This is a genomic window from Psychrosphaera aquimarina (assembly GCF_032461525.1).
Taxonomy (GTDB): Bacteria; Pseudomonadota; Gammaproteobacteria; order Enterobacterales; family Alteromonadaceae; genus Psychrosphaera; species Psychrosphaera aquimarina.
On sequence record NZ_JAWCUA010000007.1, the window covers coordinates 876476 to 892554 of the forward strand.

Here is a 16079-nt window from a genome sequence, read left to right on the forward strand (position 1 = left end):
TGATTAGGTCTTATTTATCTTCATTTAATTCAATCTGAGTTAACAGGCTTTAACTAACAATACCCCTACTTTAAATTCGAGTACTTCGACCTTAGTTCCTTTTGATATGGGTTGATCAGACTCTACTTTCCAATCTATACCTGAATAATGATGTTTACCCACAACGCCATTATCTATGTCCTGCTCTAGAGTAAATTGATAACCATCTAAGTCTGAAGTAACTTTTTTATGCTCACTTTGTGATTGTAATTGTTTTAATGGTTTCCATAATAACAAACTAAATATTGCGGTTAATATGGCCACTGAAATCAACACTGTGGCAGTACTATCTGAAATAATACCAAAATATATCAAGGCACCAGAAACTAACATAGCCAAACCAATTAAGGTTAAAAAGAAAGTAGCGAAACCAAATACTAAAACATCAATCACTGCCATCAATAACCCTACGGCCATTAACGACTGACTCACATCAGAAAATAACCACATAATGACTCCCAATTAACTTTGTTTCGTATTTAATGTATTGATGATTGTCATTGCTTGAGCAACCACACTGGACGCCTCTGATGTACCATCTGGTAATAGAACAACGGTAGACTCTTTGGCTATCGCTTGTTTAGCGGCAATCGCTTTTGTCGCTAGGTCTAATTGAATTGCGCTTTGGCCTTGTTCCGTTTTAGCAATATTACCTATGAGCTCTAAGGCTTCCGCTTGTGCTTTAGCAACTTGTAAAATAGCTTGAGCTTCACCTTCCGCACTTAAAATTTGTTCTGCTTTTTCACCTTCAGCTGCCAATACTTGCGATTGTTTTTGACCTTCAGCTACGTTAATTGCCGCTTGTCGATCGCCTTCAGACTCTAACACTTGCGCACGCTTTTCACGTTCGGCTTTCATTTGACGTTCCATTGCTTCCATTACAGAAGAAGGTGGCACTATGTCTTTTATTTCATAACGTAATACCTGCACGCCCCAAGGTGCTGCAGCATCGTTAATCGCGGCTACGATATTAGCATTCAAACTGTCACGTTCTTCAAAGGTCTTGTCCAATTCCATTTTACCAATTTCACTTCGCATCGTTGTTTGTGACAACTGCACAACAGCAAATATATAATCATCTACACCATAAGACGCTTTATATGGGTCAAGTACTCTAAAATATAAAACACCATCTACGGTTAAAGATATATTATCTTTAGTGATGGCTGACTGGCTTGGCACATCAATGGCCTGTTCTTTTAATGAGCGGTCATAACCAATTTTATCAATAAATGGCACAATGAAGTTTAATCCCGCTTCAATGGTTTTATTAAACTTACCAAATCGTTCAACCAAAAAGGCTCGATTTTGCGGTACAAACTTGATTGATGATTTGACTAATACAACAACTAATAACAGTACCGCAAACTCAAACGTAAGTACGGTAGACAGTAATATTTCCATTTTAATATTCCTTAACACTTCGATAATAACAACCGCTTCATTAATGCAAACAAACAAGAAAATGTAAACCGATTTCGCTTTCAAAACCAATTTACCAAATTAAATTTGTTCAAAAAAATATTCCTAACTTCGGATGTTCTTTAGTTAAGAAAAAGTTTAATACGATTTTAGCTTTACTCGAATTATCGATGATTACATTGCATTTAACGTCTATTTGCGACCTACGCCTAGACATTAGCAATTAATTTAAATAACGTACCCTTGGAACCAATTTAACTGGATAAAGAATAAATGAATAATAAAAAACTCTCTTTAAGTTTGGCTGTCATTTCAGGCTTATTTTTAGCAGGTTGTGGTCAACAATCTAGCACGTCAAGTACCGCACAAAATAGTCAATTAGCAGAAGTGAAAATGGATAAAGTGATATACCCAGTCACTAAAAAAGGTGATGTTGTAGATGAGTACTTCGGTACTAAAGTTCCTGACCCATACCGTTGGTTGGAAGATGATATGAGTGCAGAAACCGCAGAGTGGGTTAAAGTACAAAACAAAACAACCCAAGCGTATTTAAGTAATATTCCTTATCGTGAAAAAATTGAACAACGTTTATCGGCATTATTAGATTACGAAAAAGTTGGGATGCCGTTTATTGAAGGTGACTATAGCTATTTCTATAAAAATGACGGTCTGCAAAATCAATATGTTTTGTATCGCCAAAAAGAGGGTGAAGAAGCTGAAGTATTCTTAGATCCTAATACCTTTAGTGATGACGGAACTGTTTCTTTATCTAGTATCGAATTTACTAAAGATGGTTCTTTAGCTGTTTATATGATCTCAGAAGGTGGAAGTGATTGGCGTAAAGCAAAGATCATCGACACCAAAACTAAAAAAGAAGTTGAAAGCGAGCTAATTGATATCAAATTCAGTGGTTTATCTTGGGTAGGTAATGAAGGGTTTTACTATTCTAGTTACGACAAACCTAAAGGCAGCGAGTTGTCTGCTAAAACAGATCAACACAAACTTTATTACCATAAATTAGGCACGCCTCAATCACAAGACACCCTAATTTTTGGTGGTACAGAAGCTGAGAAACATCGTTATGTTGGTGGTAACGCTACTGAAGATGGAAAGTATCTTATCGTCTCAGCTGCCGTTTCGACTTCAGGCAACCGACTATTTATTAAAGATTTAACAAAACCTAATTCTAAATTAATCCCTGTTGTTACCGATACCCATTCAGATACGTATTTATTAGACAGTAAAGGTGATGATTTATTATTAGTCACCAATATGGATGCGCCAAATAAACGTGTTGTTAAAATGGATGCCACCAATCCCGCCCCAACTAACTGGGTAGATGTGATCCCAGAAACTGAGAACGTCTTATCTGTGTCTACCGGCGGTGGTTATTTATTTACTAAATACATGAGACATGCAACGTCATTTGTACAACAATTTGATTTAGCGGGTAAAAAAATCCGTGACATTGAGTTGCCAGAAGTAGGCACTGCTGGCGGTTTCTGGGGCAAGAAGAGTCAAGAAAAGGTTTATTATTCATTTAGTAACCAAAAAACACCTAGCACTATTTTAACTTTAGATGTTAACTCTGGTGAATCGAGTGTTCACTTAAAATCAAAAGTGAAATTCAACAGCGATGATTTTGAGTCTAAACAAATATTCTACACCTCAAAAGACGGTACCAAAGTACCTATGATCATTACTCACAAAAAAGGCATTAAGCTAGACGGAAGTAACCCTACCATTCTTTATGGTTACGGTGGTTTTAATGTGAGTTTACAACCTCAATTTAGCTCGACTCGTGCAGCTTGGTTAGAACTTGGTGGTGTGTACGCTGTTGCTAACCTTCGTGGTGGCGGTGAGTATGGTAAAAAATGGCATGACGCAGGTACACAGCTAAAAAAACAAAACGTATTTGATGACTTTATTGGTGCCGCAGAATACTTGATTAAAGAAAAAGTAACCTCTTCTGAAAAGCTGGCTGTTATGGGTGGGTCTAATGGTGGTTTATTAGTGGGTGCTGTGATGACTCAACGCCCTGAGCTGTTCAAAGTTGCTTTACCGGCTGTTGGTGTATTAGATATGTTGAGATACCACACCTTCACATCTGGTGCTGGTTGGGCTTACGATTATGGTACATCTGAAGATAACAAAGAGATGTTTAATTATCTACTAGGTTACTCTCCTGTCCACAATGTTAAAGCAGGCGTGGAATACCCAGCTACCTTAGTCACCACTGGTGATCATGATGATCGTGTGGTACCAGCACATTCATTTAAATTTGCCGCCGAGTTACAAGCGAAACAAGCTGGTTCAAACCCAACACTGATCCGCATAGAAACAGATGCAGGTCACGGTGCAGGAACGCCAATTAGCAAAACAATAGAGCAATATGCCGACATATATGGCTTTACTCTATATAACATGGGCGTTAAAGATATTTAACCCACATAAAAAACAAAAAGGCCATCTATTTAGATGGCCTTTTTTATAACTGATAAACTTGGTTATCAATTAGTATAAGTGTTAAATCGTTCCTGAACGACAGGTTTTTATTCGTTTGTTGCCAAGGTAAATAGGTTCTTTTTTTAATTCACCTTCTAACACTTCAGATACCGCTTGTCCCGTTTCAACATCAACAATCCACATTAATATTTTTTGCCCTTCAAGCTTTCTCTTAAGCGTATACGTTTTATTAGCTTCTAGTTTTACCTTGAAGTTAACAAAAGCTTCCGTTTTACTATTGGCAAAGTCCAGTCGAGATATGTTCGCTTTTACCCATAAGCTATGCTCACCAGCTTCAAATTGTTTAGGCTCTGTCCATTCAGTTGGCTTTTTACGAAAACACATTAAATGAACATATTCTAACAAGGCACCTGTATCACTTTTAAAGTTTACAAATCTGAAGTGATTGGCCTTAATTTCATCATTTGCAGGGATCGCACTACAGCCTATAATCGATACACTAAATAAAAGTGCTAGAAACGATTTATAACTCGCCATTATTTATTCCTTTATCATTATGAAGTTCTATTAGATTACTGGCTAATAATAAAAATTTAAATGTGATTAAATTCCATCTTCAGCACATGTCTTAAATATCTTTATATTTAAGTATATTACCAAGTTAGCAATTGATGTTAATGAATACAACCAACTTATTCCATTGTGTAAACAACAAAAACCGTTGCAGTAACTCTCATCTTACCAATCTTAAAAACACTCGAACCTGGTGGCACTCTATATCTTACTTGAGCTGTATTATATGACTGACCATACACTTCTTGGTTTGGTCGTAAATTATAAGCGTCTTCCGTTCTTGTTTTAAATTCAGATATTGAATACACGTCTTTAACTTCTTTTCCATGTATTGCTGCTAACTCACTCGCTTTTAATTTGGCGTCATTAACCGCCAACATTAATACCCCTTTTAATCGCTCGCTCATCGGACAATTCTACAGTAGAAGATATTTTTGAAGTGATCTCAGCTTCTACCAAGGCGTCGTTTAATGCTGGATACTTGGTAAGATCTTGCAGCAATATATCGATATTACGGCTAACTCGTGTACCCACATTTACACTCTTGCCGTTTTGATGTTCTATGGCTGGATATATTTGTATTGGGGTCGCCGTGATCTGCTCTTGTTTGATACCTAATACTTTGGTCGCTTCGAACAATTTTAACGACTTTTCATCTATTTCTATCTTAGCTATTTCAGCATCCATGTGAGTGGCCATGACTGACACGGATATTTTAATTTGATCGGGAATAACCTCTTGCTCAGCATGCCCTTCAACATAAATATGAGGTTGTTTTGGAATCACCGTTGACAGCAGTGGAAATGAAATAATGGATAAAACAAATACGAGTGCTTTCATTGAAGTACCTTTCATAAATTTTCTTGAATATTAGCATTAGGTTAATAACTTAGAGCGTTTGGTTTTTAATATTTTTTTTGTTCCATGAAGTAAAAAGGCCTATGTTTTCAATAGGCCTCATATGGTCTTTATTTAAATTAAATTATAAGTTGATACCCTGTTGTTGAGCCTTTAATTGGCTACACATTTCAATACGTTCAAGGGTGGTAGACAAATGATGTTCAGCTCCTGCAAGTTGCTCTAATTTGGCAGTAAAAAACGCCTCAACGTCGTCACGCATTTCTTTACTGCAAAAACCAGAACCTATCATAGGGGTATAACCTAAGTATTTTTTAGGGATCACCAACTCAATAAATGAGAATTTATCTTTAAACCATTGGTACACATTTCGTTGATTTTCTTTTCTACTCATGTGAGTAACTAACAACGTAATACGTTCATTTACCCTAATGGATAATGAGGTAATAGTATCTAATACTAATTCACTGACTGCTGGGTCATTCGAGCGAGCGACCGCGGTTAATAATTGTTGGCGTAAAGTACCGTCATCTGTATTCTCCAGCTGCGCTAAAACGGCTTTAGCAAATGGCAGTCCGTGCAGTTCTACACCGCTTGCTAATGCCGGTAATAAAAGCTCTGGATCGAGCTCACTGGTATTGAGTTGATTACTTTTGTTGTAGCCAATAACCTCCTCTCCCATTTGAGCTAACTGGTTAAGTAATTCAGGCTGCTTCAGCGTTAATGCCACAAGTGAAATGATCTTCTTTCTTAACAGTTTAGTCGCAACCGGATCATCTAAGTCCGCTTGTGTATTTGCATATAAACCTAGTGACTCCAATTTACTGTCATACAGTGAATTTAAATATTGAGATATTTTAACTTGATCATCATCTCCGGCTAAGTTATTTGAAATAAACTCTATTTCGCCAACAGGTTGTGTCACTAAGTCCCAATCAGTGTCAGACACTATAGGTTTAATTGCTACCAAGTACTCCGACACACTGATTCTTCCGGCCCGGAATTCAGCCACTAAATTGCTCGCAACCGAATATTTTTCAGAGCCATCAAGTTTGCCAAAATTCGACATTAAAGATTGCTGTTTTTGCGCTGGCATTGTCCAACGATAATAACCTTTACCACCCGTGTTCGGCATAACCGCAACTGGGCATTGTGCTCCAGCAATGGTCAAGGTATCTGAAGGTTGATCTAGCAATGTACAAACTTCTCGATTGTTGTCGTTATTCACTAACGTTAAACAAACAGGCAATGTCCATGTTTGGTCTGAGCTTGAGCGTGCCCCAATTGGTAGATAGCGAGTTTGACTAATATCAGCCGTTACTCCAGCGTCATCACATTGATAATCCACTGAAATGAGTGGCACTCCCTTTTGATTAAGGAAGCTTTCAAACGCCACTTTGATATTTTGTTTCTCAGTAAAATGTTCAATTGAATCAATAAAGTCGATGGCCGTCGCATTACCAAAAGCAAAACGTTGCATGTGATAACGAACGCCCTCCCTGAAGTCATCCTTACCAACATAATCTTCTAACATTTGTAACATAGCGCCACCTTTTTGATAGGTAATGCCGTCAAATGCATTTTTAATGTCACCGTTATTGTTGATAGGCTCTCTGATCTGGCGAGTATCAACAAATATATCTTGTTTCATCACACCATGACCGCTACGTACCATGCCCCTAGCAAAACCAAAATCGGGGTTCCATTCATTCATCGTTATGTCGGCCATCCAAGTTGCAAACGACTCGTTTAGCCAAATATCATCCCACCATTGCATGGTGACTAAATTGCCAAACCATTGATGAGCCAATTCGTGCGCATGAACACTGGCATAGCTACGTTGTTGATCAAGGGTAGGATTATCACCCAACAATAATAGTTGCTCACGGTAAGTAATGAGACCTGCATTTTCCATTGCTCCAGCCGCAAAGTCAGGAACCGCAACGATATCTAATTTTTCATACGGATAAGGAATAGCAAAGTACTTTTCAAGCTCTGCAAGAATGTCAGCGGTATTTTCAAGGGCATAAGTTAAGTCTTTGCCTTTGCCTTTTGTCGCAATCCCCCGTAACGGAATTTCTTTATCGCGAATAGCTGTTGTGGGTATGTTGGCATACTCCACAACATCTAAATCCCCCACCGCAAAAGCAATTAAATAAGTAGGTAAAGGTTTTGTGGTAGCAAAGGTAAGTTGTTTGAACCCATCAGATAATTGGCTTTCTGCTATTTGCGGCGTATTGGTAAAGCCTTTATGTTGCTCTTTAACTTCAAGCTTAATGTCGTAAGTGGTTTTAAATCTAGGCTCATCAAAACTAGGAAATGCCATGCGTGCAAATACGGATTCAAACTGAGTAAAGGCGTAGTTTAACCCACCGTCTTTTACTAAATAAAGGCCCGCTAAATCAGTGGCTAATTCGCCATTAAAAACTAAATGAATACTGGCACTTTGCGCCGGTAATTCAGTATTTGAAGTCAACCTCGCCACACCTGAGTGACCCATCTCTTTAAAGGATAATGGGGTTATTTGATTATCGGTTGTAATAAAGTTTGCAGTTGAAACCGTAATATCTTCGGAATGTAACCAAAGCTCAGAGCTCGGAGTCTTAAGGTTTACATCTATGATCACTTCTCCAGAAAAAGTACCTTGATCTGGGTCAACTCGTAACGTTAGGTCGTAATGGGTAGGTTCTATGTTTTCGGGTAACTGACCTAGTGGAGCGAGAGCTTTCTCTTGTTCATCTATTTGCTGCTGCCAGTTGTTATAAAAGTGATAGCTAACTGCAATTATTACCACGGTAATAATAAAGTAAATGAGCCATTTAAAAAATGTTTTCATAATAGTCCTTATTGTTTTTATTAGTTCACGCATATAAATGAATGTTTATAAAACACTCTGCACGGATTAATCTTACCGCTAATTTTGGGGATAGTGAAAGCGCTTTAATTTCAACTGTGCCGTGAGCACCTGAAAGAGTAATAACGTAGCCGTTATTTGGTAACTAGCAGAATAAAATAAAAACTGCGATGAGCTTCATTTACGTTTTCTTGTTGATTGAAAACAAACTAACGATTATTCAAAACCCACTTTACCGCGTAGCTGCTTCACTTGAGATTTATTTTTCTTGCTATCTAAGCGGCGAGTTTTCGATGCTTTGGTTGGCTTTGTTTGAATTCTTGCTTTGACGGGGACGTTTACACTTTTAATCAAATCGACCAATCGTTTTAGAGCGTCGTCACGATTTTTTTCTTGTGTTCGGTGCGACTGCGCTTTTAATACGATTACGCCATCTTTAGTTAAGCGTTTATCATTGAGTTTTAATAATCGTTGTTTATAAAACTCAGGCAAGCTTGAAGCATTAACATCAAACCTTAGATGAATTGCCGACGATACTTTATTAACGTTTTGGCCACCTGCGCCTTGCGCTCTTATTGCGGTTAATTCAATTTCTTCATCAGGAATAGAAACGTTACTCGAAATATCTAACACTGGAATACAGCACCCTACTCTTTAAAGAATTGATTATCTTGTTCTGCAAATGACGCTTCCATAGCATCTAAATCAGCCTCGGACATGACAGCACCTTGAATTGGCTCTGAGATAACTCTTGAATCACTCGCCCATTCACCTAAGTCAATTAACTTACAGCGCTCACTACAAAATGGTCTGAATTCAGAAAGAGGTTGCCAAATTACGGCGGTTTCACAGGTTGGGCATTTCACTACTGTAGTCATAATACTTTTTTAACAAGTTGATAATTGAAATTCGATTGTATCATCTACGCTGGTTTTAACTAACATTTTATCTGGCATCATAAAGCTAATTGCATAACGATGTTTACTGCCGCTTATCATTGGGAATACCCCTAAATTAGCATCGTATTTCACTCTTAACAAAGACACTTGCTCTCCACACACGTCCTGATAAAAGCTGTTGATCGCCGACTTTTTCTCAAATGGCGTAGATTCTCTTAAAAACAACAATGAAAAATCCAACGCTTGACGTAAAGGCCCTAAAATACCAAGCCATTCATTAACATCTTGTGTTCTTAATTCCAGCGGCTTATTACACCAGTAATCCAACTGAGGTAAATCAAAACCACAAGTACCACCTGCAATAGCAAAACGAGGTCTTAAACTGGCAAGAAACTTATCATCTTTCAATGTATGACAAGCTTTACTCATGGTCGCCACTTGGTTTTGTAACTTAATGGCTTCTTTTAGCTTGGTTTGTAATGAATCATTATGAATATCAGGATGGGTTGACCACCGGATCATGTTCTTTTCTAGAAGATCTAAATAAAATGCCAAAGTGGGTCGTATATCATTCCGCTCTAGTACTTCAATGCAGTTAAACAAGGCATTAAAAAAAGAATGAATATTTACTGGTTTACTAACATCTTTATTTGCATCCAATAAACCAAACAGTAACTCTAAGCGCATCAAAATACGTACTCTTTCATTCAAAGGATGTTCGTATATCGCTAAATTCATTTTAGTGTCTTTTATTATTAATAGTGAAGGTCAAAATATAACCAGATAAACATTAATGCATTTCACATTAATGCATTTCACATTAATTCGCTACATTAATCAGCTTATCCGCAGCTAATTGTAAAAATTTGGTATTTAAGTTTTTAGCTTGTTCAGCTAAGAGAGCAATAGCGCCATCGTTAGGGACGATATAGTCGGCTTGCTCATTTCTTCTCTGCCTAGTCCATTGGCTCGCCATGATGGCTTGAATTTGTTGCTGCTCAACACTGTCTCTTGAGGATGCTCGCTCTAGTTGCAGAGTTTCAGGTACATCCACTACCACCACTTTGTCCGTAAGCTTATCTAATTGATTTTCAAAAATTAACGCCGCAGATAAAATAACATATGGTGATTGGGCATTGTGTAATTGGTTGATCATTTCATTACGAATCGCGGGGTGCATGATGGCATTTAATGTTTGTTTTTTATGTTCATCGCTGAACACAATTTCGCGTAATTTAGCTCTGTTTAATTCACCCGTCGATAACAAAATATCTGCACCAAATTGCTGTGCTACTTGCGTTAGTACCGGTGAATTTACCGCAACAACTTCTCTGGCAACCACATCGGCATCAACCACAATCACATTCAGTTTTTCAAACTCTCTAGTAAGTGCTGACTTACCAGAACCAATACCGCCTGTAACACCTATAACCAATTTATCATTCATTATAAATACCCAATATACCAATTGAATATTTCGTTACCCCATAACATGACAATCCAGCCGGCAATGGCCAAATATGGCCCAAAAGGAATTTGTGTATCACGCCCAGCTTTAGCCATAAACATCATAGTTATACCAACGACCGCCCCCACAATAGATGACATTAAGATCACCATAGGTAATTTAATAACACCAACTATCGCTCCAATGACTGCGAGTAATTTAAAGTCGCCGTGCCCCATGCCTTCTTTGCCAGTAACGAGTTTAAATACCCAGTAAATTGTCCATAAACATAAATACCCGGCAACGGCTCCCCATATGGTTTCCATTGGTGTTAAAAAGACAGTCCAATGAGATGCAACCAATACAGCCCATAAAGCTGGCAAGGTGAGCTGGTCAGGCAATAACATATGATCAATATCAATAAAAATAAGACTTACAAATACCCAAGTTATCGGTATCAACATTAAGCTCTGGGCTGAATAACCAAATTTATAGGCAATTACTGCAGATGCCACCGCCGTTAATAATTCGATTGCAGGATAACGCTTAGAGATTTTATTGTGGCAAGTGCCACATTGACCTTTCAATAATAAGTAACTTAAAACTGGGATATTTTGCCAAGCTTTTACTGGCGCATTACAACTCGGACAATGAGAATCTGGCTTAACTAAATTGAACACCTCTGGTGTTTGTTCCGCTTTCCCTTTTGATTGTTTTTTTAACTCATCTTTTAATAGTTCGCGGCAATCACAATGCCATTCATTTTCCATCATTTTAGGCAATCGGTAGATCACCACATTTAAGAAACTACCCACTAACAAGGACAAAACCGTCACGCTTGTTACAAAGAAAAATAGGTTGGTTTGTAATAACAATATTATTGGTTCAAACATATGATTTACATATTCCGCGTTAGTATTAAGTTCTGTTTATCTTTCATTTTGGTCAATGTGCAACCTATAACACTCTGGTAATGAGCCTTATTATAGTGAGCTGCTTATGTCAAAAATAGGCAAATACATGACCAAAACTAACCCGCCAACTAATATGCCTAGTAACAGCATAATGGTAGGCTCGATGAGGTTAGTTAACTTTTCAATGTCATACTCAACTTCACTTTGATAAATCTTATTAATTTTGAATAAACAAGACTCTAGTTTTCCCGATTCTTCACCAATTGCCAACAATTGAATAAATGTATCTGAAAACAAGTGTTTATCTTCCATTGCCCTGTGCAACATAGTACCAGAAGATACATGAGCTTGAATCTCTAAAAGTGCATTTTTATAAATCAAATTAGTCGATGATTTGGCCGCGGACTGCAAAACTTGGTGAATAGGGATCCCTGCGGCAAATAGGGTATAACAAGTTTGGCTTATATTAGCGTAGTTAAACTTAATGATGATAGGACCAAATAATGGCAATTTTAATAAAATGGCATCTCTCATCAACCTAACCCGATAAAATCTGCAAATAAGTTTTACGATGAAGACCAGTGATAAGGCAACGACAAAAATATAAAGCCAATACTGTTGAATCATCTGAGACCAAGCAATCACCATCATGGTTGGTTCTGGTAACGCTCGGCCAAAACTAGCAAAGATATCCTGAAAACTGGGGATCACTTTTACCATCAAAATACCAACAACAATCAGTGCCACAATGATCACTGCGCTTGGGTACATTAAAGCTTTATTAATTTTATTCGCTAGTTGCTGTTTGTGTTCAAGATAGAGAGTTAATCTAACAAAGCTTTCATCAATGCGCCCAACAGACTCACCCGCTTCAACTAATTGACAATAAAATTCATTAAAGTAGGTTGGCCAAAACGCCAACTCCTCAGATAAAACATGGCCCATTTTCAAACGCCCAATGAGTCTCGACAATAATCGCCGATAGCCATAATGCATCACATCTTTTTTCATGATCTCCAAACTGGTGACGATTGGTAAACCCGCTTGTAATAAGGTTGCTAAGTTTCTTGTAAAGTCGCTGATCTGGTCTTTAGATAGTGTTTTATTAAATAACCTAAATGTAGCGTTAGCCCCCAACTGGATGGAAGTAAAACCTTGAACGACAAGTTGCTCTTTTGCTTGGCGTTTTGAATGCGCTGCCAGTTTTCCCGTGACTTTTTGACCGGAACTATTTACCCCCTGATAAATAAACATACGCTTTTTATTAAACAAGATTATTGTTCCTATTTAGTAACCTGTGACATAAATCAGATGTTAATAGCTGATCACTCGGTTGATTTCCTCCAAGCTGGTCACCCCTTTGATCACTTTGTTAAGACCAGCTTGCCTTAACGACACCATGCCACCGTTTACCGCTTCTGTTTGTATCGTTAATACATTGGCCTGTTGCATGATTAACTGTCGGACATTTGCGTTTGGTTTTAATAATTCAACTATGGAAGTACGCCCCTTATAGCCTTGATTACAACGTTTACATCCCTTTGCTTTATATAAAGTGATTGTGTTTAGCTGAGTCATATTAAACCCCTGCTTCACTAACTCTTTAATTGGGATATCCGTTTCAGGCTGTTTACAATAATCACACAAACAACGAACCAAGCGCTGTGCGATGATAAGTGAGATAGCACTTGCTAAGTTGTAAGTTGGGATGCCCATATTGGTTAAACGATTTAATGTTTCAGCCGCAGAATTAGTATGCAAAGTAGAAAGGACTAAATGACCAGTATGGGCCGCTTTTATCGCTATTTCTGCCGTTTCTAAATCCCTGATCTCACCCACCATAACCACATCCGGATCCTGGCGTAAAAAAGCCCTCAAACTATTGGCGAAATCTAACTTAGCTTTGCCATTTACTTGCACCTGATTAATACCTTGTAAATGGTATTCCACCGGATCTTCAATAGTAGATATATTAATGTCTTCCGTGTTTAACACGTTAAGACCGCTGTACAAGGTCAATGTTTTGCCAGAGCCTGTTGGCCCTGTAACTAGGATCAATCCTTGAGGTTGGGAAAGTGCAGTTAGATACGTTTGCTCCTGATATTTATCAAAGCCTAAAGCTTTAACATTAGCTAAGTTACCCTGGGTATCTAAAATTCTTAATACGACTTTCTCTCCCCATATAGTAGGTAATGTACTGACACGAAACTCAACGTGTTGTTTATCAAAGGTGAATTTCAACCTACCATCTTGTGGTTTACGTTTCTCAGCAATATCCATATTGGCCATGACTTTGATACGTGCCGCTAATCGACTATTTAAACTTTCCGGCGGCTTACCTTTATTATGTAATACCCCATCAACTCTGAATCTGATGCGGTAACTGTGTTCATAAGGTTCAAAATGTAAGTCAGATGCACCTTGCTTTATTGCTTGTCGTAATATTTTATCCACATAACCTATGATGGGTTCTGTCGGCTCATTAAGAGTATTTGAACTCTGGCCGGCATGTTTTTCCTCCTTATGTGTTGTTACATGATTAATATTACTTGTTGAAGGACTTTGTGTTTGGCTTACTTGATAAGCAGTGGTTGGCGGCACTTGCTGTTGAACAGACTGAGATTCCGATAACGTGTGCACCTTGCCAGTTAATAACTCATTCAATTTTTGCTGTAATAAAATAGGGTCGCAATACACTAACTCAGTATGAAATCCGCTATTAAATTCGAAGGTCGTCTGCACCGTTAAGTTGGAGGGCTCAGCCGTGGCTAACGTAACAACTTGGTTATGGATTGAAATAGGCAAAATCTGATGTTCTTGTAAAAAAGCCGATTGATCTTTTAATAAAGAATGATGTTTAAATTGCCAACTATTAAAATCGAATGTACTTAGCTCAAATACTTCAATATCAAATAAAGCACAATTCCATTGCCTAAGCTGATCACAAGTCATAACTTGTTCCGTTACCAAAGCCAATGGCACCGTTAAGTATTTATCTACATTTTTTGTTAATAATTCAATGTCACTTTGATTTATCGCGCCTTGGTTTAATAAGTGTTTTATTAAAATACCTTCCATGATTTTTGCCATGACGCTCTCCTTTTCTCCTCCCAAATCCATGGTTCAGGAACATTTATAAACTAGGTAAAAAACCTTTAAACTTTAAATTGGCTTCACGGCTTGGATCTAATCGTATATTGACCGACCCATTGTTACTTAGAATAACGGAGACTTCTGCGGTCAGGGTTTGTAGTGCTTTCGGTGCTATTTTATTACAGCCTGATCCGATAGAAGTACACGCAAATTGCACACCTAAAGTGATGTTGTTTGTCGTATCACTGGGGAAATCAACATCAATACCGGAAACTGAACCATTAGCAAAGTCACTTGCTGCATCGTATTGTTTGCCATCGTTATCAACAAAACCAATATTGGCCAAATCTGAAAAACTAGTAGGTAATACTCCGTTATAAGCGACGTATTCGAAGATGGCATTTTGTAATGGCCGGATGGCCGAGTTGACTTGAGTTGAGACCGTGGCTTTTAAACTGTAATTTTGATATTTGGGAATCGCAAACCAAGAAAGGACGCCTAAAATAGTGACGACTATCATAAGCTCAATGAGTGTAAATCCCTTTGAATTTGAAATTAACATAACCGTCCCTATTATCTACCCTGTCCCCAAAATAGATAATAGTTCAGATTTATTCAGATGCCAGTTTGTGGCGAGAATTTGTTTATATTTCAGAAAAGCGCATAGATAAATCAATGGCTTCAACATGTTTTGTTAAACCACCAATTGAAATAAAGTCCACATTCAAACGAGCGTAGTCTTTGAATTTCTCACCATCCATATTGCCAGAAGCTTCAAGTTTAACGCGACCATCGGCTAACTCTTTAGCACGTAAGGTTTGTTCAACATCAAAATTATCTAACATCACAATATGTACACCCGCATCAATCGCTTCAATTAACTCTTGTTCGGTCTCAACTTCCACTTCAATGGTTTTACCAGGATTTAACTCTTGTGCACGACTTACTGCTTGTTTAATTCCACCAGCGGCTTGGATATGATTTTCTTTGATCAAATAAGCGTCGAACAAGCCAATTCTATGATTTTGGCCACCACCACATTTTACCGCGTACTTTTGCGCTAAACGCAGACCCGGTATTGTTTTTCTAGTGTCTAAAATTTTAGTCGTACTGCCTAATGCTTTAACTTCGCACACATATTGATGTGTTGTTGTCGCGGTAGCTGATAAGGTTTGTAAAAAATTTAATGCCGTTCGTTCTGCTGTCAAAATAGCGCGAGCTGGGCCTTTTACAATAAATAAAGTTTGATTAGGCTTAGCGACATCACCATCTTTAACAAACCATTCCACCTCAAGACTAGAATCTACTTGCTGCATAGTTTCATTAACCCATTCTACACCACAAATGATGGCAAATTCTCGGGTGATAACTTTACCAATGGCTTGTTGAGTTGGCGGAATGAGTTGTGCTGTAATGTCTCCATCAAACGCACTCTGTCCATTTAAATCTTCACTTAATGCGCGACTAACTTGTTGCTCTATATAAGGTTTATGCATTTCAATTACTTACAATTT

General features: G+C 37.9%; 16 protein-coding genes. 1 reads left to right on the plus strand and 15 read right to left on the minus strand.

Annotation, left to right across the window (positions count from 1 at the left end):
* Positions 1 to 39: 39 nt before the first annotated feature.
* On the minus strand, positions 40 to 489 hold the full coding sequence (locus RT723_RS10470; protein ID WP_216053675.1) for an NfeD family protein: 450 nt from the start codon (positions 487 to 489) through the stop codon (positions 40 to 42).
* A gap of 12 nt (positions 490 to 501) precedes the next feature.
* Positions 502 to 1443 (minus strand): SPFH domain-containing protein, encoded by a 942-nt coding sequence (locus RT723_RS10475; protein WP_216053674.1) that lies wholly within the window; start codon positions 1441 to 1443, stop codon positions 502 to 504.
* Positions 1444 to 1734: 291 nt separating this feature from the next.
* Here RT723_RS10475 and RT723_RS10480 point away from each other — a divergent pair, with 291 nt between their 5' ends.
* Positions 1735 to 3906, plus strand: coding sequence for a prolyl oligopeptidase family serine peptidase (locus tag RT723_RS10480; RefSeq protein WP_315947014.1), 2172 nt, complete (start codon positions 1735 to 1737; stop codon positions 3904 to 3906).
* Between the two features lie 81 nt (positions 3907 to 3987).
* Here RT723_RS10480 and RT723_RS10485 read toward each other — a convergent pair whose 3' ends face one another.
* The 13 genes from RT723_RS10485 to nadC all read right to left on the minus strand — a co-directional run bounded on the left by RT723_RS10485 (position 3988) and on the right by nadC (position 16067).
* The gene (locus tag RT723_RS10485; protein WP_216056696.1) at positions 3988 to 4464 is read right to left on the minus strand and encodes a hypothetical protein; all 477 of its coding nucleotides are present in this window, start codon (positions 4462 to 4464) and stop codon (positions 3988 to 3990) included.
* A gap of 155 nt (positions 4465 to 4619) precedes the next feature.
* A complete protein-coding gene (locus RT723_RS10490) occupies positions 4620 to 4880 on the minus strand; it encodes an SIMPL domain-containing protein (RefSeq protein WP_315947016.1) in 261 nt (86 codons plus the stop codon).
* Positions 4867 to 5340: an SIMPL domain-containing protein gene (locus RT723_RS10495; RefSeq protein ID WP_315947017.1), complete on the minus strand. Its 474-nt coding sequence runs from the start codon at positions 5338 to 5340 to the stop codon at positions 4867 to 4869. The genes RT723_RS10490 and RT723_RS10495 overlap by 14 nt, the downstream gene beginning before the upstream one ends.
* A 142-nt stretch (positions 5341 to 5482) precedes the next feature.
* A complete protein-coding gene (locus tag RT723_RS10500) occupies positions 5483 to 8194 on the minus strand; it encodes a M1 family metallopeptidase (RefSeq protein WP_315947019.1) in 2712 nt (903 codons plus the stop codon).
* A gap of 234 nt (positions 8195 to 8428) precedes the next feature.
* The gene (gene arfB, locus RT723_RS10505) at positions 8429 to 8845 is read right to left on the minus strand and encodes an alternative ribosome rescue aminoacyl-tRNA hydrolase ArfB (protein WP_315947020.1); all 417 of its coding nucleotides are present in this window, start codon (positions 8843 to 8845) and stop codon (positions 8429 to 8431) included.
* A 14-nt stretch (positions 8846 to 8859) separates the two neighbouring features.
* On the minus strand, positions 8860 to 9090 hold the full coding sequence (locus RT723_RS10510; RefSeq protein WP_216056699.1) for a DNA gyrase inhibitor YacG: 231 nt from the start codon (positions 9088 to 9090) through the stop codon (positions 8860 to 8862).
* A 9-nt stretch (positions 9091 to 9099) separates the two neighbouring features.
* Entirely contained in the window at positions 9100 to 9849 is a 750-nt protein-coding gene (locus RT723_RS10515; RefSeq protein WP_315947021.1) for a cell division protein ZapD, read from the minus strand.
* Positions 9850 to 9931: 82 nt separating this feature from the next.
* Positions 9932 to 10558: a dephospho-CoA kinase gene (gene coaE, locus RT723_RS10520; RefSeq protein WP_216056701.1), complete on the minus strand. Its 627-nt coding sequence runs from the start codon at positions 10556 to 10558 to the stop codon at positions 9932 to 9934.
* Positions 10558 to 11451, minus strand: coding sequence for a prepilin peptidase (locus RT723_RS10525; protein WP_315947023.1), 894 nt, complete (start codon positions 11449 to 11451; stop codon positions 10558 to 10560). Before RT723_RS10525 ends, coaE begins: the two co-directional genes overlap by 1 nt.
* Positions 11452 to 11541: 90 nt before the next feature.
* On the minus strand, positions 11542 to 12744 hold the full coding sequence (locus RT723_RS10530) for a type II secretion system F family protein (RefSeq protein ID WP_315947025.1): 1203 nt from the start codon (positions 12742 to 12744) through the stop codon (positions 11542 to 11544).
* 42 nt (positions 12745 to 12786) lie between these two features.
* Positions 12787 to 14562, minus strand: coding sequence for a type IV-A pilus assembly ATPase PilB (gene pilB / locus RT723_RS10535; RefSeq protein WP_315947027.1), 1776 nt, complete (start codon positions 14560 to 14562; stop codon positions 12787 to 12789).
* A gap of 43 nt (positions 14563 to 14605) precedes the next feature.
* Positions 14606 to 15127, minus strand: coding sequence for a pilin (locus RT723_RS10540; RefSeq protein ID WP_315947029.1), 522 nt, complete (start codon positions 15125 to 15127; stop codon positions 14606 to 14608).
* A gap of 82 nt (positions 15128 to 15209) precedes the next feature.
* Complete coding sequence (gene nadC / locus RT723_RS10545; protein ID WP_428983657.1) at positions 15210 to 16067, minus strand: carboxylating nicotinate-nucleotide diphosphorylase; 858 nt, start codon at positions 16065 to 16067, stop codon at positions 15210 to 15212.
* Positions 16068 to 16079 lie beyond the last annotated feature (12 nt).